This window comes from Blautia hansenii (genome assembly GCF_013304445.1).
In the GTDB taxonomy this organism is placed as follows: domain Bacteria; phylum Bacillota; class Clostridia; order Lachnospirales; family Lachnospiraceae; genus Blautia.
Genome location: NZ_JAAITA010000018.1, coordinates 40904 through 58682, shown reverse-complemented (window position 1 = coordinate 58682; position 17779 = coordinate 40904). Strand labels below are relative to the sequence as shown.

Here is a 17779-nt window from a genome sequence, read left to right as displayed (position 1 = left end):
TCTTCCACTGCCTTTGACCACAAATGGATGTACGGGCGCAATATTTTTGAAAGCATTTCCCAAATCGTAGACGAACTTTTCGACAACTATCTGTCTCGCCCTGGCGTACGGCAGCCCATTCTCACCCAATACTGTGACGGAGAACGGGTCCAGTGTCCAAATTGGATGACACAGTGGGGGTCGAAGTATTTGGGTGACCAGGGCTACTCTGCTATTGAAATTCTTCGCAATTTTTATGGAGATAATATGTATATCAACAGCGCAGAAGAAATTTCCGGTATTCCTGCTTCATGGCCAGGAAATCCCCTGGACATCGGTTCCTCCGGACCTAAAGTGCGACAGATACAGGAACAGCTGAATGTCATTGCCAATTCCTATCCTGCACTTCCTAAGATAACAGCAGATGGAATCTATGGAGAAGCTACCCAGAATGCAATCCGGGAATTCCAAAAAGTATTTGGTCTCCCTGTAACCGGTGTGGTGGATTACTCTACCTGGTATGAAATTCAGGAAATTTACGTAGGCGTCACCAGAATTGCCGAATTAGTTTAAAAAACAGACCGCTCAGGCATACCACTTTTTATTGACATTCTGTGGCAGCCTCGCGGTCTTTCCTTTCTGTTTTATCTTACTTCCAGTAATTCGGAAACTGATTTCTCAATACTTTTGTGCAGACCTCTTCCCCCTCCTGAGCAAGTTTCTCTTCATCCACACCGGTTAAATGTCCGTCTGCATATACAATTTTTCCATTCACTATGGTCATCCACACCGGCCCTGTTACACCGACTCTTGCAAGAAGGTTTTTCGGATCATGTACTGCTCCTGTAAATTCCAGACTACGTGTATCAACCAAAAACATGTCTGCTCCTTTTTCCGGTTCCAGAGAACCAAGATCCATTCTTCCAAGTGTTTTTGCACCATTGATGGTTGCTACTTTTAACATGTCATAAGCAGAAACACTTCCTCCTCTTTCTTTTGTATGATATGCCTGCATCAGATACGCCATACGCAGTGCATCCAACTCATTTGAACTGTCATTCGTAGCAGAACCATCACACCCAAGACTAACAAGAACTCCCATTTCCTGAAGTTTTTTGATATCCAGAATAGGGAAACCACCAAGAACTGCAGGTGCCGGACAATGGGAGATTCCTGTTCCTGTTTTCGCAATTTTTTCGTATTCTGCCTGCGTTAATTCCCATGCATGTGCATAAAAAACATCATCTCCAATAAATCCAATTTTCTCACACCAATCCAATGTACGCATCCCATAACGTTCCCGGATTCCTTCACTTTCTCCTTCTCCAAGATGTGTATGCAAACGGACACCTTTATCTCTTGCCAGTTTTACAGATTCTACAAACGTATCTCTATAACAGTTGATCGGCTGACATGGAGACACTACGATCTGACTCATAGAATATGGAGATGCATCATGATATTGATCGATCAATCGCTCACAATCCCGAATAAACTCATCTGTCGTTTCCACCATAGCTGCCGGAATAGAACTTCCCTCTTCTCTCGGCAGTGTGTTTCCTCCACGCCCTGCATGATAACGGATTCCCAACTGGGCTGCTGCTTCCATCTGACGATCAACCGGTCTTTTTCCGGTTGTTGTTGTATAACAATACTGATGATCAAATGCTGTAGTACATCCGTGTTTTAACAGGTCAGCCATGGCAGTCAAAGAAGAATAATAAATAATCTGATCATCAATGTTCTGGAAAATGCGATAAATTTTATCAATCCAATCCATAACTGTCAGATGTGGATAATCAATGGTAATCAGATTTCTTACAAAGGTCTGAAAAAAATGATGATGCGTATTTACCATTCCGGGATATACAAATTTCCCTGTTCCATCAATCACCTCTGCATCCTCTGCCGGAAGATTCTTTCCGATTGCAGAGATTTTTGCTCCATCAATCAATAAATCCGAATCATAAAACACGTCATCTTTTGCATTACATGTTACAATTGCTTTTGCATTTTTTATTAAAATTTTACTCATGTCTTTACCTCCAAACTTTAAAATATCTTATCTGGAACCACGGATATACGGTTTGCCTAATTTCTCAGGCTGGTTACTTTTTCCAATAGAAAGTAACAATGTCAGCAACGTTATCACGTACGGAAGCATTGCAAGTGCCTGAGTAGGAAGCGGAACTCCCATGGCCTGTAAGCGAATCTGAAGTGCATTGGCACCGCCAAACACGAAAGCTGCACCCATAGCCCCAAGCGGTGTATATCTTCCAAGAATTACCGCAGCAAGTGCAATATATCCTCGTCCGGAAATCATATTCTCTGAAAACTTACCAAGCTGTACCAGTACCAGAACTGCACCTCCGATACCGCCCAATACACCGTTTACCACAATCGCAGCCCACTGATGTCCATATACAGAGATACCTGCTGCATCCGCAGACTGAGGATTTTCACCAATAGAGGAAAACGCAAGCCCGGATGAGGTTTTCCTATAAAATACAGATGCAAGAATCACAAGAACAAACACAAGATAGGTCATAATATCCTGATTGAAAAATGCATCTCCAATGAGAGGAATTCTACTGAGTACAGGGATTCTAATACGTTTCAGTGTTTCGATCTGCTGATAAGATTCTCCCGCAGACATCAACTTATATCCAAAACTGGTAACACCCAACATAAAAATATTAAGGGCAATGCCGCTGACGGACTGATCCTGAAACAGCTTAATACATAAAAATCCATGAATCACGCTGACAAGACATCCCCCCAGCATACCGCAGAGAAATCCCACCAACAGACTATTACTGTAAAACGCCCCTGCAAAAGAACCGAATGCACCGCCCAACATAACGCCTTCCAGCCCTATGTTCAAAATTCCTGTTTTTTCCAGAAACACTTCTCCAAGGGCAGCATAGATAAGCGGAACTGCCATTCGTACGGCTGCTGCCAAAAATGCAGTAAAAAACGTAAGTGTAAAAATTTGTTCCAGCATCCTTATACCTCCTTGTTTTTTCTCTTTAATAGTGATAGATGGAACGCCTTTCTTCCCAGGATAAGGAGTACCACAAATCCGATCAAAATGCTGACAAGTGCAGACGGAACGCCAAGTTGTCTCTGCATAGAATTTGCTCCGACCTGCATTGCTGCAAATGCTAACGCAGCAGCAAGCACACCCCATGGACGATTTCCAGCAATCAAAGCAATCAAAACTGCTGTATAACCACACTCGGAAGAGATTCCTTCTATCAGTTTTTTCTGCACGGCAATAACTTCAATCACACCTGCAATTCCGGCAAGTCCACCGCTTAAAAAGGCAGACAGTACAATGTTTTTCATCACCGAAATTCCATTGCAGGCAGCACCATGCCTATTCATACCCACCACTTTCATTTCATAACCGAACTTTGTTTTTTCCATAAGAATCCAGATGAATACTACTGCTGCAACAGCAATAAAAATTCCTCCATGCAGGGTAGTCGGAGGCATCAAATAGGAAAACGTAGCTTCTCTGTCAATTCTCGCAGATTGAGGAACCGATCCCGCCGGATCCATTAAGAATGTACGAACCGCAATCCCCAGAAGATTGATGGCAATATAATTTAACATGATTGTTACAATAATTTCTGAGATACCAAATTTTGACTTCATGATTGCTGCAATCAGTGCCCAAATTCCTCCACAGAGAAATCCAGCTACAATAGAAAGCACGATGCGAAGACTCCCGGGAACCTGTGTAAAAGTCAAGGAAACCATAGCCGCAGCAATAGCACCAATATAAAACTGTCCTTCCGCACCAATATTGAAAAAACCGGTACGAAATGCCACTGCACATCCGAGACCCGTCAGAATCAATGGGGTCGCTTTTACAAAAATCTCACAAAAACCATTGAGATTACCAAACACACCGCCCAAAAACATAGTATAAGCTTCCAGAGGATTCGCACCACAGAGTAAAATCAAAATGGTTCCCATTAGGATGGCTAACAGCACGATCCAGACAATATCCAGATATTTTTTTCTACTTCCCATTATTTCATTTCCTCCTTCGTAATACCGCCCATCAGAAGTCCTAACTGTTCCATTTCAATTTCTTCTTTTTTCTGAACACCTACGATTTTTCCACCAAACATAACTGCCACTCTGTCAGAAAGCTGCATGATTTCTTCTAGATCTGCTGAAATCAGGATTACACTTTTCCCTTCATTTCTTTGATCCATCCAGACCTGACGAACAAACTGTGTTGCACCAATATCTAATCCTCTCGTAGGCTGATTTGCGATAATTAATTTGGAATGCTCCGTAATTTCCCTGGCAAGTATTACTTTCTGCTGATTTCCACCCGACATGAATTTTACAGGAGTCTCTCCCTCCTGATTCCCTGATGTTTTAATGTGATACTTCTCAATTGCTTTTTCTGCATTTTCTTTAATAGCTTTTTTCTGAAAAATACCATTCTTTAAAAACGGCTTTTTATCATACTGCCGCAAAATCAGATTTTCTTCTACATTCATATCCAACACCAGTCCATCTCTATGTCGGTCGTCTGAAATATAAGAAATTCCTTTTTCAAATCGCTCCTTAATCTTCCAGGAAGCAATCTCTTCTCCCATGTAGCAGATTTCCCCTTTAGAAATCTTTCGGATACCGGCAATCACTTCTGCCAGCTCCTTTTGTCCATTTCCGTCTACTCCGGCAATCCCCAAGATTTCCCCTTTGTAAACTTCCAGATTGATCTGATCCAGAACCGGTTTTTTATGTCCTTTTTTTACAGTAATATCTTTTAGCTGTAATGCTATTTCTTTCTTCTCTGTTTCTTTTACTTCAAAGTTATAATCCAACTGTCTTCCAATCATATAATTGGACAATTCTGTGGGATTGGTGTCTTTTGTTACAAGATCTTTTATTTTCTTTCCGTCCCTTAAAATGGTTACACGATCACTGATACTCATAATCTCACTCATACGATGGGTAATAATGATCACGGCATATCCTTCTGCCTTCAATTTTCTAAGCACGGAAAAAAATTTCTCTGTTTCTTTTGGCGTAAGAACACCCGTTGGTTCATCCAAAATTAATAATTCTACATTTCTGTATAATGCTTTTAAAATCTCTACTCTCTGCTGCTGCCCAACAGAAAGCTCACTAATCCTTGCATCCGGATCCACTTGCAGACCATATCGTTCTGCCAGATCTTCCAGGCTTTTTTTTGCACTTTTACGATCCAGAAAAAACCCTTGCTTTTCCAATCCCAAAATCACATTGTCAAGAACTGTCATCTTATTCACAAGAGAAAAATGCTGGTGTACCATTCCGATTCCTTCTGCAATCGCATCTTTAGGAGAATGGAAATGCACTTGTTTGCCTTTCCAAAAAATTTCTCCTTCATCTGCAGAATAAATCCCGAACAAAATATTCATCAATGTCGTTTTCCCAGCACCATTCTCTCCAAGCAATGCATGAATTTCGCCTTTTGCCACAGACAGATCGATTTTTTCATTGGCATAGACGCCGGAAAATTTCTTTCCGATATGCTTCATCTCTAATATATTCATCATATTGAAGGCTCCTTTAAAACAGGCAGGTCCAATAAAATCCAGCTCCTATTGTCCTGCCTGCATGATTTCTATATAATTCTATTCCTGATTACTTTCCTGCTCTGTCTTTTGTGTCACATGGAACCTTGAAGCTTCCATCTTTAATTTCGGCTTCTTTTGCATCTACCATTTCTTTTACCTCTGCCGGAATCTTGTCTTCCATAGCTTTGTTATAAACTAATTCTACAATGCCTTCCGCCATTCCAAGTTCCTTAACTTCTCCCTTGAAGTTCCCCTCTTTAATATCTGTAACAGCTGTTTTGATTAGCTCCGGAACATGATATACTGCAGAAGAAAGAACTGCATTTTCAGCAAGAGCACTCTGATCATAAGAATCACCTGTAGCAAATAATCCGGCATCCTGTGCTGCATTCAATGCTCCTGTACCTGATTCATTTGCACAATGTCCGATGACATCTGCACCACCGTCAATCATGGCCTGTGCTGCTTCTTTTGCCAATGCGGTATCTGTAAAAGAACCGGTCCAAGCTGTCTGGTATTTTATGTCTGGATTTACTTCTTTTGCACCATCTTCATATCCGTTCATGATTTTTACAAGAGACGCTCCCTGTACTGGTCCAATAAATCCAATATTTCCTGTCTGTGACATTCCTGCTGCCAGCATACCCTGAAGGTATCCCGTTTCTTCACATTTCATAACATAGGATGCAACATTTTCTGCAGCTGCATCTGATTCAATGCAGATAAATTTTGTATCCGGATACAATTCTCCTACTTCTAAGGCCGGATCACCAAACTGGAAACCATGTCCAATCACTACATCGTAGTCATTAGATGCATATTCTGTAAATGCAGAAGTCATATCTGCTGCCTGTACATTTTCTGTATAAGCAATTTCACATCCCAGTTCTTCTTCCACCAGTTTCAGACCTTCGTATGCTGACTGGCACCATCCCATATCATTGACTGCACCGGTAACACAAAGGGCTACCTTCAGTGTATCATCTTTTGCTTCTGTTTTTTTCTCTTCCGCTTTGTTGCCACATCCGGCCAAAGTTCCTGTTGCTAAAGCTCCACATAACATTGCAGCTAAAAGTTTCTTCATATTTTCTTCTCCTTCACTACATCGTAATCGTCATTTCTCGTTCATTATAATGAACATATATTATTTTGTCAATTACATTTTGTTTTTCATGACAAATCTTTTTTTCTGTGTTATCATAGAGAACAAAAGAAGAAGCAAAGGGGAACACTATGTCAAAACTGAATCTTGCCAGAATTGGCTTTTTATTGAAAAGCAGAAGAATTGAACTAAATCTTTCTATCCGGGAGCTTTCCGTAAAATCTGGGGTTGCCGCTGGAACTATTAGTCAGATTGAAACCGGGAAAACATCTCCAAACCTTGTGAGCGTCTATTCTTTATGCGAATCCCTAAACTTCCCTATCTCAGCTCTTTTTATTCAAGATGACAGCGATCGGGTAAAACTTGTACGAAAAAATGAACGCACCTCTTTTGTAAGAAATACCAGCAATCAGGAAACCATCCTTGAATCTCTTATTACAAAAGGTGATAGCCGAATGTGGGGAGGTATCATTGATATGCCTGCTGGAACAGACTCCGGAGACTATTATTATCACGGAGGAGAAGAATTTGTTTTTGTCTTGGAAGGCAGTATCACTTTTTATCTGGAACAGGTTGGCAGCTATGTATTAGAAGTTGGTGATACCCTGTACTATCCCAATGAGATCGGACATCGATGGAAAAATCACACAAAGAGCTCTGCTAAATTTTTGATCGTATCCACCTCTGAATTCCGTCAGGAAATCGATGAGCTTGCAGACAAGACACTTAATTAGACCAGATACGGATAAACATTGCGATTTTTTACATGTTAAAAGCCCCATAAACCAGATTTTGTTGCTCTGGATTATGGAGCTTGCTTTTCTTTTACATATCTCCTCTTAAAATCACACGGATTCTTTTATAAAGCAGTAATACAATAACAGAAACAAGAACACCTTTCAAAAGATTAAAAGGACCAACGGCAAGAACAGCAAACATAAACAAACTGTCAATCGCTCCGTTAATCTTAGTTCCCATTTCTACAAAAGCCTGTACCGGCATTCCAAACGCTGCTCCATATGCTGGAAGCAATATAAAGGCATTAAGCACACATGCAAAAACTGTCATCAGCACGGTTCCCGTCGTCATACCGATTACTGCATTTTTCCTTGTTTTTTTTCTTCTGTAAAGGAAGGAAGCAGGAAGAAGGAAAGCACATCCAACTATGAAATTCGCCACCTCGCCGACCCCTGCTGTAATGGTTCCGTTTAATACAAAGTTCAGCAAAACTTTTACTGCTTCAATGGCAATTCCAGCTACAGGGCCCATAGCAAATGCACCAATCAGAACCGGAACCTCGCTGAAATCCAATTCATAGAAAGGCGGTGCCAGAAACGGAAGCGGAAACTCAAACAGCATCAAAACTGTTGAAATTGCTCCCAGCATTGCCACCTGGACAATCGTCCTTACTTTGCTTCTGCTTTTTTGTGCTGCATCCATTTTTCTTAATACCTGTTCACTCATGTTCGTTCTCTCCTTTTGATATCTTGATATAAAAGGAAATCCTTTCGTTTTGAATGTAGACCCTGCAATGTCCCTGTGATGGAAAATGCAACCTCCCATCAAACAAAAAGCCCTGAGCAAAATACTCAGGGCTAATATCCGTTTTTGATTTTCCATAGATACACATGAAAAATCATCTTGGAACAATCACGAATCTTTCTTCTCTCATCCAGACTATACTGTCGGTTTTGGAATCTCACCAAATCAACGCATCTGCGCTCGCGGACTATACCGCCGGTGGGGAATCACGCCCCGCCCCGAAGAATTTTCTTTTATTTGCTTTTATTATATGCCACAACGGCAGTTTTTTCAAGAAATTTCTTATAATCTCCTAAAATCGTTAAACATCACAAATACCATCAGCATCATCAGGAGGACAAAACCTGCAAAATGAATCATACCCTCCACATTGGGATTCAACCGTTTCTTTCTCACAGACTCAATGAGCAAGAATACAAGCCTGCCTCCGTCAAGAGCAGGTATGGGAAGAAGATTCATAACACCCAGGTTCGCTGAAAGCAGGATTGCCCAGTACAGCATCTGCATCCACACCATCATGGCACCCTCACTTTTTGCTTCCTCATAAGAATCTCCGATGACATCGATGATTCCCACCGGACCGGAAAGATCATTGACCGAAAACTGCCCTTTTATGAGCATCATTAGACTCTCTACGGTTGTAGAAACCCAGTACCGCACTTCCACTGCACTGTATTTCATAACACCCAGAAAATTTGTCTTTTCCCGGTAAATATTGTAGATAAATCCAGAATCTACATGTTTGGTCATCTGTGGGATTGCAGAGATTGTCTCCACTTTTCCGTCTCTTTCAATCCCAAGAGTAATCTCTGTTCCATCCAGCGGATGCTCCTGCAAATATGCCTGAATCTCCTGGCTGTCTGCAACTGCAGTTCCATTGATCTCCCTGATAATATCTCCTGGCATTACGCCGGCTTTTGTCATAGCACTGTTTAACATGACCTGGGTAATCTCTGGTATTCCTTCGGACAAATAAGTAAAACCAAGCATATATCTGCTTTCACTATTTGCCTGGAACTGAATATCGTGCTTCTTCCCATCTCTTTCATAGGTCAAAGAAATTTCTTCGTCTTTCAGTCCATGTAACGTCATATAAGAATCCAGGTCACGGCCTATGGAAATATGCCTTCCCTGAAATTCTTTGATGATATCTCCTTCTTTCAGTCCTGCCTGGGCTGCCGGAGATCCTTCTGTCACCTGCAGCACTCTTGCCGGATCATATCCTACCACGCTGGTAATGATCATGGCAAACACAAAGGCTAGGATAAAGTTAAAAATAGGTCCTGCTGCAACTACTGATATTCTTGCCCATACAGATGCATTATTGAAAGACCTTTCGCTGTCATCATCCTCATCTTCTCCTACCATCATACAGGAGCCTCCGATAGGAAAAAGTTTCAAAGAGTATCTGGTTCCTCCTTTTTCTGTAGAAAGAAGCCTCGGCCCCATTCCCAGGGAGAACTCTGTGACTGCGATACCGTTTCTCTTTGCCAAGAGAAAATGCCCTAGTTCATGAAACAGCACAATCACAGAAAATACCAACAGTGCAATTAAAATTTTCAATCTACCACCTGCTTTCAATTCTATTGTATATTTCTTGTTCGATATTTAAAATCTCTTCTACGGTAGGTGCCGGGATTACTTTATGACTCTCCATAGCATCCTCAATAATCCGGTAAATATCCAGAAAAGCAATTTTTTTCTGAAGGAACAGAGCCACTGCCTTTTCATTTGCAGCGTTAAATACCGTTGGCATAGAACCACCTGTTCGTGATGCCTTCATGGCAAGAGGCAGGCCTTTGAAGGTTTCCATATCTGGATTCTCGAAGGTAATAGAACCAAGTTTTGCAAAATCCAGACGTTCCCCATCCAGATATCTCCTGGTTCCACCATAAAGAGCATATTGAATCGGCAGCCGCATATCCGGTGTTCCAAGCTGTGCCATCACACTGCCATCTGTAAACCGAATCATAGAATGAATCACACTCTGGGGCTGCACCACTACCTGAATCTGATCCAGATCAACACCGAACAGCCATTTCGCTTCCATGACTTCTAAGCCCTTGTTCACCAGGGTCGCTGAGTCAATGGTAATCTTCTGCCCCATAGCCCAATTTGGATGCTTCAGGGCATCTTCCACCTGAATGTCTCTCAGGTCTTCTGTTTTTCTTCCTCTGAAAGGACCTCCGGATGCAGTGATGAGCAATTTGTCAATGGTCTTATGTTCTTCTCCGTTTAATGCCTGGAAAATAGCACTGTGTTCACTGTCCACCGGCAGAATCCGTACCCCATATTGCTCTGCCAGCGGCATGATGATATGTCCCGCTGTGACCAAGGTCTCTTTATTAGCAAGTGCAATATCTTTGCCTGCTTTGATTCCTTCAATAGTAGGACGGATTCCGATCATTCCCACAATAGCTGTGACAAGAATCTGTGTGCCTTCCATAGCCGCCAGTTCCAGAAGTCCATCCATACCTCCCACTACCTTGCAGTCTGTGTCTTTGACCCGTTCTCTGAGTTCTGCCGCTTTTTCTTCATCTCCTACTGCTGCCAGTCTTGGAGAAAATTCCCGGATTTGTTCCTCCAGCATGGAAATATTTCTTCCTGCTGCCAGGCCAAGAACCTGTAAATCTTTATTTTTTCTCACAATATCCAGGGTCTGGGTTCCAATGGAACCTGTAGAACCTAAAATCGCAATTTTTATCATACTTACCTTCTCCTTAAATCAACACGTTTGCCAGAAAATAGATAAACGGTGCTGTAAAAATCACGCTGTCAAACCGATCCAGAATCCCTCCATGTCCCGGTATCAGTTTTCCGTAATCTTTAATCTCTTTGTTTCTCTTAATCGCAGAAGCAGCCAAATCCCCTACCATGGAAATCAATGCTCCTACGGCACAGATGATACCATACACGCATTTTATCATTTCAACAACAAGTCATCGTCTTGACACGTCACCTTTCATTGGTTCCGTATTTAAAGATTTCCTCAGACAAATATACGCATTAGCATCTAATATGGATATTAACTTAATGGGGGTAAAGTAACATGCTTGAAGCTTATGATGATATTTTAACCATTCCAGAGGTTGCGGATATTCTTAAAATAGGCACCTCTCAAACATATAAAATTGTTCGTACTGGGCAATTGAAAGGATTTAAAGAAGGGAAAGACTGGAAAATCCCCAAAAAATGTTTAATCGAATACATCATTAGCAAAGTATCCTACAAATATTAATGATGGTAAAAATGTAGTAGAGGATGCGGTCCACGCATCCTCTACATACTTAGCAATTTTCTCACACCGTTTTCAACAGAAGTTTCATGCAACGGATAGTATTGCTTATATAATTTCTCCGGCGTTAGCTTCTCTACAATTTCCGATGATGAAAGGTCATATTCCCACTGCATATACACATAAATATCTGCCATCCACTCTAATATAAACTCGTCATATTTCTCATCTGTCTCATGGCCGCTTTGAATGCTGACACCCAATTCTTCCATAATTTGCTTCGGAGTCTTATTTAAGTACATCGGATTCCCCATGTCCATATATTTCCTATAATCACATTTCATATACTTCGAAATCATCAAAAAAGGATCCGAACAATTTCTGCCAATCAATTTAAACAGATACCTTGTCTTCGTAATCATACTATCCAAATAACATTCATCATACGCTGGCATTTTCATATCCTCCAATTTCATGATTATAAACTAATGGATTCTGAATTGCATATCTTGCAGTAATTCCTGGCACTGTATATCCATCAATCAAAATTGCTTTCATACGTTCCTTTAAAAATCGATTCACTTCTCTTCTTGCATACATATCTGAGTTTTTATATTCTTCTAGCATGACTACTTCATACGATTCCAACCACTTAATATGTTCAAACGCTTTTTTTGACTTCAAAAAAATCTGATTTCCTAACGATCCCTTATAAAACAGATGCTCTACTTCAAAAATATTAATCTGGTTTAACAAAAATGCTTCCACAACCTGTGTATAACTATCATCTGCACGATATCCTTTTATAATATCGTACCCATCGTGATTCGGTGCGTATAATTCAACAAGCCTTTCTCCAACAATACTTGCAGCTTCTTGATTCGTTCCTCTATTCGATACCACTTCAGCAATCCAAGCTAAAACCCCACGTTCATTCAAATCCAATATGTTTAATCCATCTAAATCAAGCTGATACATATTTACAATTGATTTTTGCGGATTACCGTTGAGTGTTGCCCAACTTCTGGCACGTTCTTCATATTCTGTTGTATAAAATCCATTTCCATAATCATTATCAGTTTTACCGCCCATATAACGGGGTATTTTTATAATATGATCAGAACCGTGAAAAACTTTTATCATATTTACGACAACCTTTCCGTGTATCTTTTACCTATTGTAATTATAAATGGATATTCGAAATTAAACAAGTCTATCTTTCCCCCTTGTTTAACGACTTCTTTACTCTTGTTTCTTCTTTTTTAATCACCAATTCATTGATAATGAGGTTTCTGTAACCCCGAATATGTATTGATTTCGGTGTACCGGAACAAAGGCTACGATTTCACCATCACCTCTTCCACTGCCTTTGACCACAAATGGATGTACGGGCGCAATATTTTTGAAAGCATTTCCCAAATCGTAGACGAACTTTTCGACAACTATCTGTCTCGCCCTGGCGTACGGCAGCCCATTCTCACCCAATACTGTGACGGAGAACGGGTCCAGTGTCCAAATTGGATGACACAGTGGGGGTCGAAGTATTTGGGTGACCAGGGCTACTCTGCTATTGAAATTCTGCGGAATTTCTACGGTGACAACATGTACATCAATACCGCAGAAGAAATTTCCGGTATTCCTGCTTCCTGGCCTGGACAGCCGCTGGACATTGGCTCCTCCGGCAGCAAAGTACGCCAGATACAGGAACAGCTAAATGCCATCAGCAAAGCTTACCCTGCCCTTCCTTCCGTGACAGCTGACGGAATTTACGGAGAGGCCACCCAGAATGCAGTTCGGGAATTTCAGAGAATCTTCGGTCTTCCCGCAACTGGCGTGGTGGATTATCCCACCTGGTACGAAATTCAGGACATTTATGTAGGTGTCACCAGAATTGCTGAACTGGTTTAAAATTCACCTTAAAGACCCAAAACAGGCATACAGAAACTTACTCCCTAAAAAGGTCTGTAACTCTTTCTGTATGCCTGTGTAACCTTTCTTTCCTGCCTTTTACCGCCGTTTTCTTTCCAACAGCAAAACGGCCGCCACTGCCGTCGCAGCACCTACTATTTTCGCTGCCAGCATAGCCCCAACCATGTCCGGTTCCACACTTAAGGTAAATCCGGCATGAGCTGCCAGGGCAGAGGCCGCGCTGACGGCAAAAGCTGTATTTGCCACTTTTCCCAGCGAATCCATGTCCTTCATGGAAGTAAGCTGGGGAATGGGGCTGACCATACCAATCATCAGTCCGGACACACTGGTCTCATTGAGCCCAAAATGGTGTCCCAGCTTTCGGAACGGCTTCCGCATCAGCCGTCTTAAAAATTCGGCCAGAGGAAGACTTCCCAGCATAGTAATACCAATAGAGGCTACCACGGCCAGCGCATCTTCTATGGGGGCCAGCCCCGGTATCAAGTCCCGTTTCAGGAAATACGACAACGCTCCTAAAATCAGCCCCAGAGTAATCAGAAGCTTCATACCTCTGGCAAACACCCGAAACCCTTTCATCATGACTCTTGGCGCGCATTTCAGTCCCAGCCCCAGAAGCAGGGACAGAACAAACACAGGCATGCTCTGCCAGATAACTTCCCCAAAGGAAAGCCCGCACAGCAGTCCTCCTGCCAAAAGCCCGGCAGGAAGCGCTGCCAGTCCGGTCAGAATTCCTTTTGCAAAGGCGCCTCTGTCCTCTTCCTCCACGATTTCCATGCCTACTGGAATGGTAAACACCAACGTACACCCAAAGGTGGAAGCAATCAGAACTCCTGCATAACTTCCCACCTGGGGATTATTTGCCAGTTCCTTTGCCAGCTGATAACCGCCCATATCAATAGCCAGAATACCGCCCAGCACCGAAGGGTCCGCGCCTGTAAGGGTAAAAATGGGAACCACAAAAGTGCGGAATGCCTGAGAAATAAGAGGTATCAGACATAACATGCCTACCATGGAAAGAGCTGTGGGCCCCATAAGCATAAAGCCCTCCTCCAGACATTTTCCATATCCTCTCTTATTTCCCAAAAGCTGGTCAATCCCACCCAGAAGCACACCTGCTGCCAATACATACATCAAAATCTCATTCATAGCTGCTTACAATCTCCTGAAATCATTAAACATCACAAAAACCATAAGCAACATAAGCAATACAAATCCTGCAAAATGCACCATGCCTTCCACATTAGGATTCAGTCTCTTTCTCCGCACAGCCTCAACAAGCAGAAAAACCAGTCTTCCGCCGTCCAGGGCCGGAATAGGCAGCAGGTTCATCACTCCCAGGTTTGCGGACAACAAAATAGCCCAGTACAACATCTGCATGGATACCATAACAGCGCCTTCCGTCTTCGCCGCTTCATAGGAATCACCCATAACATCAATGATACCCACAGGACCGGAAAGGTCATTGACCGAAAACTGTCCTTTAACCAGCATAGCCAGACTCTCTATGGTAGTGGAAATCCAGTACCGCACTTCTGTAGCGCTGTAACGGATAACTCCCAGAAAATTCGTCTTTTCCCGGTAAACATTGTAAACAAATCCGGAATCTATCTGTTTTGTCATCTGAGGCTTTGCGGAAATGGTTTCCAGCTTTCCATTTCTCTCAATTCCCAGCTTTACTTCCGAACCATCCAGAGGGTGCTCCTTTAAATAGTCCTGCAGCTGGGCGCTGTCCTTGACTTCCACGCCGTTAATTTCCCGGATAATATCTCCGGCCTGTACACCTGCTTTCTGCATGGAACTGTTCAACATCACCTGCAGAATCTCCGGTTCCCCTTCTGACGCATAATGAAATCCCAGCATATACTTACTTTCACTATTGGCCCGGAATGTAATATCCTGCTTCTTCCCGTCCCGTTTATAGGTCAGAGAAATCGTTTCATCCTGCAGTCCGTGAAGCGTCATATAAGAATCCAAATCTCTGCCGATAACAATATTCTTTCCCTGAAACTCGGTAATCACATCACCTTCCCTTAAACCTGCTTCCCAGGCCGGAGAACCCTCCGTTACCTGCAGCACCTTCGGAGGGTCATAGCCCATAACACTGGTAATAATCATGGCAAAAACAAAGGCCAGAATAAAGTTAAATACCGGCCCTGCTGCCACTACGGAAATTCTTGCCCACACGGAGGCATTGTTAAAAGAACCCTCACTGGTATCGTCATCATCTTCCCCTGCCATCATACAGGAGCCGCCAATAGGAAACAGCTTAAGAGAATATCGGGTACCGCCCCGCTCTGTTGACAAAAGCCGGGGACCCATACCCAGAGAGAATTCAATCACCGTAATACCATTCTTCTTCGCCAGAAGAAAATGTCCCAGTTCATGAAAAAGGACAATCACGGAAAATACAATCGCTGCAATTAAAATTTTCAACCTACCACCTGCTTTCAATTCTGTCGTATACGTCTTGTTCGATATTCAGTATGTCTTCTACGGCAGGATTGGATATGACCTCATGCCTTTCCATAGCTTCCTCAATAATCGTATAAATATCCAGAAAACGAATTTTTCTCTGTAAAAACAAGGCAACCGCCTTTTCATTTGCCGCATTGAATACCGTAGGCATAGACCCGCCTCTTCCGGAAGCCTCCATAGCCAGAGGCAAACCTTTAAACGTCTCCATGTCCGGGTTTTCAAAAGTTATAGAGCCCAACGCGGCGAAATCCAGCCGTTCTCCGTCCAGATACCTGCGTTCTCCCCCGTACAGGGCATACTGTATGGGCAGGCGCATATCAGGAGTTCCAAGCTGAGCCATAATACTGCCGTCTGTAAACTGTATCATAGAGTGAATCACACTCTGGGGCTGCACCACCACCTGAATCCGGTCTAAATCCACGTCAAAGAGCCATTTCGCCTCCATAACCTCCAAACCTTTATTCACTAAAGTGGCGGAATCAATGGTAATCTTCTGTCCCATAGCCCAGTTGGGGTGTTTCAAAGCGTCTTCCACTCGTATCTGCTCCAGTTCTTCTCTCTTCCTTCCCCGGAAGGGACCGCCGGACGCAGTAATAAGCAGCCTGTCAATGGTTCTTTCCCGTTCTCCGTTCAGACACTGGAAAATAGCGCTGTGCTCACTGTCCACAGGAAGAATTTTCACCCCGCACTGCCGGGCCAGAGGCATAATAAGGTGTCCTGCCGTTACCAGCGTCTCTTTATTGGCCAGGGCAATGTCCTTTCCGGCTTTAATGGCTTCCATAGTTGGCCGGATACCAATCATCCCTACAATAGCTGTAACCAGAATCTCCGATTCCTCCATAGCCGCCAGTTCCAGCAGGCCGTCCATGCCTCCCGCTATTTTGCAGTCCGTATCCTTTACCTTTTCCCGCAGTTCTTTTGCTTTTTCTTCATTTCCCACAGCCGCCAGTTTCGGATGAAATCTGCGAATCTGTTCTTCCAGCATGGAAATATTACTGCCTGCCGCAAGTCCAACCACCTGCAAATCTTCATTTTTATTCACAATATCCAGCGTCTGTGTTCCAATAGAACCCGTAGAGCCTAAAATTGCAATTTTTTTCATACCACTTTCCTCTTTAAATCAGCACACTCGCCAGAAAATAAATAAACGGGGCAGTGAAAATCACACTGTCGAAGCGGTCCAAAATCCCGCCGTGTCCCGGAATGAGTGTTCCGTAATCCTTGATTTCCTTGTTTCTCTTAATAGCCGATGCCGCCAAATCTCCCACCATGGAAATCAGCGCTCCCACAGCACAGATAAGGGCATACATAAGCGGTGTGTGACCTTCTGCCGGATTCAGTCCTGCAATGGCCAAAGCATACAAAGCACCCAGAAGCGCCGCTCCTGCTACACCCCCGATACCGCCTTCCACGGATTTCTTTGGACTTAACACCGGCGCCATTTTGTGTTTGCCAATGAGCATGCCCACACAGTAAGCGCAGGTATCGCTCCCCCAGGAACTTAAGAAAATCAGACCCACAAGCCAGGCGCCGCCTTCCAGATTCCTGGTTTTATAAATGTAGGACAGCATAACTGCCACATAAACCATGCCGAAAAGAGCTGCCATAATCTGTTCTGCCCTGTATCTGGGATAATAAAACACATAGACACACATAATCAGCACCAGAGTAAACAGTATCACCATGGTAGAAAAACTCTCTGATTTTGTCCATAAAAGAGTCAGATAATACAGCACTGTACCGCTATATCCGGCTATTTCCAGAGGTCCAAAGCCCTTCTGGTGTACCCCCATAGCCCGATACAATTCAAAAACCCCAATCAGGGAAATGCCAAGAAGCACCGCAAAAAGCACTGGCCCACCTGCTGCAATAGACAAAACGGCAATGAGAACCAGGATAATACCGCTTAAAAGTCTTGTCTTAAACATC

Annotated in this window: 17 protein-coding genes, 2 pseudogenes and 1 riboswitch; of the genes and pseudogenes, 4 read left to right on the top strand and 15 right to left on the bottom strand. The window is 42.9% G+C overall.

Annotation, left to right across the window (positions count from 1 at the left end; all coding sequences use genetic code 11):
* Positions 1-552 (top strand): peptidoglycan-binding domain-containing protein (locus tag G5A70_RS12205; RefSeq protein ID WP_173749910.1); only part of this gene is annotated, 552 nt, incomplete at its 5' end.
* A 76-nt stretch (positions 553-628) separates the two neighbouring features.
* Here the strand turns inward: G5A70_RS12205 and G5A70_RS12200 are convergent.
* The 5 genes from G5A70_RS12200 to G5A70_RS12180 form a co-directional block, all read right to left on the bottom strand.
* Positions 629-2014 carry an amidohydrolase gene (locus G5A70_RS12200; RefSeq protein WP_173749909.1) on the bottom strand — a complete coding sequence of 462 codons (1386 nt, stop codon included), beginning with the start codon at positions 2012-2014 and terminating at the stop codon, positions 629-631.
* 27 nt (positions 2015-2041) lie between these two features.
* Positions 2042-2983, bottom strand: coding sequence for an ABC transporter permease (locus G5A70_RS12195; RefSeq protein ID WP_173749908.1), 942 nt, complete (start codon positions 2981-2983; stop codon positions 2042-2044).
* Between the two features lie 2 nt (positions 2984-2985).
* Positions 2986-4020 carry an ABC transporter permease gene (locus tag G5A70_RS12190; RefSeq protein ID WP_173749907.1) on the bottom strand — a complete coding sequence of 345 codons (1035 nt, stop codon included), beginning with the start codon at positions 4018-4020 and terminating at the stop codon, positions 2986-2988.
* Positions 4020-5543 (bottom strand): ABC transporter ATP-binding protein, encoded by a 1524-nt coding sequence (locus G5A70_RS12185; protein WP_173749913.1) that lies wholly within the window; start codon positions 5541-5543, stop codon positions 4020-4022. The genes G5A70_RS12190 and G5A70_RS12185 overlap by 1 nt, the downstream gene beginning before the upstream one ends.
* 91 nt (positions 5544-5634) lie before the next feature.
* The gene (locus G5A70_RS12180) at positions 5635-6651 is read right to left on the bottom strand and encodes a BMP family lipoprotein (RefSeq protein ID WP_173749906.1); all 1017 of its coding nucleotides are present in this window, start codon (positions 6649-6651) and stop codon (positions 5635-5637) included.
* Positions 6652-6800: 149 nt separating this feature from the next.
* On the opposite strand from G5A70_RS12180, the gene G5A70_RS12175 reads away from it, so the two are divergent.
* A complete protein-coding gene (locus tag G5A70_RS12175; RefSeq protein WP_173749905.1) occupies positions 6801-7403 on the top strand; it encodes a helix-turn-helix domain-containing protein in 603 nt (200 codons plus the stop codon).
* 91 nt (positions 7404-7494) lie between these two features.
* On the opposite strand, the gene G5A70_RS12170 is transcribed toward G5A70_RS12175, so the two are convergent.
* The 4 genes and pseudogenes from G5A70_RS12170 to G5A70_RS12155 all read right to left on the bottom strand — a co-directional run.
* Positions 7495-8133, bottom strand: a complete 639-nt coding sequence (locus G5A70_RS12170) for an ECF transporter S component (RefSeq protein ID WP_173749904.1) — start codon at positions 8131-8133, stop codon at positions 7495-7497.
* A 192-nt stretch (positions 8134-8325) separates the two neighbouring features.
* Positions 8326-8441, bottom strand: a riboswitch (FMN riboswitch).
* Between the two features lie 52 nt (positions 8442-8493).
* Entirely contained in the window at positions 8494-9774 is a 1281-nt protein-coding gene (rseP, locus tag G5A70_RS12165; protein WP_173749903.1) for an RIP metalloprotease RseP, read from the bottom strand.
* Position 9775: 1 nt separating this feature from the next.
* The gene (dxr, locus tag G5A70_RS12160; protein ID WP_173749902.1) at positions 9776-10918 is read right to left on the bottom strand and encodes a 1-deoxy-D-xylulose-5-phosphate reductoisomerase; all 1143 of its coding nucleotides are present in this window, start codon (positions 10916-10918) and stop codon (positions 9776-9778) included.
* A gap of 13 nt (positions 10919-10931) precedes the next feature.
* Positions 10932-11123: pseudogene (locus G5A70_RS12155) on the bottom strand (phosphatidate cytidylyltransferase); the annotation flags it as partial.
* 137 nt (positions 11124-11260) lie between these two features.
* On the opposite strand from G5A70_RS12155, the gene G5A70_RS12150 reads away from it, so the two are divergent.
* A complete protein-coding gene (locus G5A70_RS12150; protein WP_173749901.1) occupies positions 11261-11449 on the top strand; it encodes a helix-turn-helix domain-containing protein in 189 nt (62 codons plus the stop codon).
* 41 nt (positions 11450-11490) lie between these two features.
* Here the strand turns inward: G5A70_RS12150 and G5A70_RS12145 are convergent, their stop codons facing one another.
* Positions 11491-11901 carry a hypothetical protein gene (locus G5A70_RS12145; RefSeq protein WP_173749900.1) on the bottom strand — a complete coding sequence of 137 codons (411 nt, stop codon included), beginning with the start codon at positions 11899-11901 and terminating at the stop codon, positions 11491-11493.
* Entirely contained in the window at positions 11888-12589 is a 702-nt protein-coding gene (locus G5A70_RS12140; RefSeq protein WP_173749899.1) for a DUF3990 domain-containing protein, read from the bottom strand. The genes G5A70_RS12145 and G5A70_RS12140 overlap by 14 nt, the downstream gene beginning before the upstream one ends.
* A gap of 180 nt (positions 12590-12769) precedes the next feature.
* Here G5A70_RS12140 and G5A70_RS12135 point away from each other — a divergent pair.
* Positions 12770-13354 (top strand): annotated as a pseudogene (locus G5A70_RS12135) (peptidoglycan-binding protein); the annotation flags it as partial.
* A 99-nt stretch (positions 13355-13453) separates the two neighbouring features.
* Here G5A70_RS12135 and eutH read toward each other — a convergent pair.
* The 4 genes from eutH to G5A70_RS12115 are packed head-to-tail and all read right to left on the bottom strand — an operon-like array spanning position 13454 to position 17778.
* Entirely contained in the window at positions 13454-14521 is a 1068-nt protein-coding gene (eutH, locus tag G5A70_RS12130; protein WP_173749898.1) for an ethanolamine utilization protein EutH, read from the bottom strand.
* A 6-nt stretch (positions 14522-14527) separates the two neighbouring features.
* Entirely contained in the window at positions 14528-15808 is a 1281-nt protein-coding gene (rseP, locus tag G5A70_RS12125; RefSeq protein ID WP_173749897.1) for an RIP metalloprotease RseP, read from the bottom strand.
* A 1-nt stretch (position 15809) separates the two neighbouring features.
* The gene (dxr, locus tag G5A70_RS12120; protein ID WP_173749896.1) at positions 15810-16952 is read right to left on the bottom strand and encodes a 1-deoxy-D-xylulose-5-phosphate reductoisomerase; all 1143 of its coding nucleotides are present in this window, start codon (positions 16950-16952) and stop codon (positions 15810-15812) included.
* A 13-nt stretch (positions 16953-16965) separates the two neighbouring features.
* A complete protein-coding gene (locus tag G5A70_RS12115) occupies positions 16966-17778 on the bottom strand; it encodes a phosphatidate cytidylyltransferase (protein WP_173749895.1) in 813 nt (270 codons plus the stop codon).
* Between the last annotated feature and the right edge of the window lies 1 nt (position 17779).

Coding starts and splice junctions, on each gene's coding strand:
- G5A70_RS12200 (WP_173749909.1), bottom strand. CDS start 2,014: ATGAGTAAAATTTTAATAAAAAATGCAAAAGCAATTGTAACATGTAAT.
- G5A70_RS12195 (WP_173749908.1), bottom strand. CDS start 2,983: ATGCTGGAACAAATTTTTACACTTACGTTTTTTACTGCATTTTTGGCA.
- G5A70_RS12190 (WP_173749907.1), bottom strand. CDS start 4,020: ATGGGAAGTAGAAAAAAATATCTGGATATTGTCTGGATCGTGCTGTTA.
- G5A70_RS12185 (WP_173749913.1), bottom strand. CDS start 5,543: ATGAATATATTAGAGATGAAGCATATCGGAAAGAAATTTTCCGGCGTC.
- G5A70_RS12180 (WP_173749906.1), bottom strand. CDS start 6,651: ATGAAGAAACTTTTAGCTGCAATGTTATGTGGAGCTTTAGCAACAGGA.
- G5A70_RS12175 (WP_173749905.1), top strand. CDS start 6,801: ATGTCAAAACTGAATCTTGCCAGAATTGGCTTTTTATTGAAAAGCAGA.
- G5A70_RS12170 (WP_173749904.1), bottom strand. CDS start 8,133: ATGAGTGAACAGGTATTAAGAAAAATGGATGCAGCACAAAAAAGCAGA.
- dxr (WP_173749902.1), bottom strand. CDS start 10,918: ATGATAAAAATTGCGATTTTAGGTTCTACAGGTTCCATTGGAACCCAG.
- G5A70_RS12150 (WP_173749901.1), top strand. CDS start 11,261: ATGCTTGAAGCTTATGATGATATTTTAACCATTCCAGAGGTTGCGGAT.
- G5A70_RS12145 (WP_173749900.1), bottom strand. CDS start 11,901: ATGCCAGCGTATGATGAATGTTATTTGGATAGTATGATTACGAAGACA.
- G5A70_RS12140 (WP_173749899.1), bottom strand. CDS start 12,589: ATGATAAAAGTTTTTCACGGTTCTGATCATATTATAAAAATACCCCGT.
- eutH (WP_173749898.1), bottom strand. CDS start 14,521: ATGAATGAGATTTTGATGTATGTATTGGCAGCAGGTGTGCTTCTGGGT.
- dxr (WP_173749896.1), bottom strand. CDS start 16,952: ATGAAAAAAATTGCAATTTTAGGCTCTACGGGTTCTATTGGAACACAG.
- G5A70_RS12115 (WP_173749895.1), bottom strand. CDS start 17,778: ATGTTTAAGACAAGACTTTTAAGCGGTATTATCCTGGTTCTCATTGCC.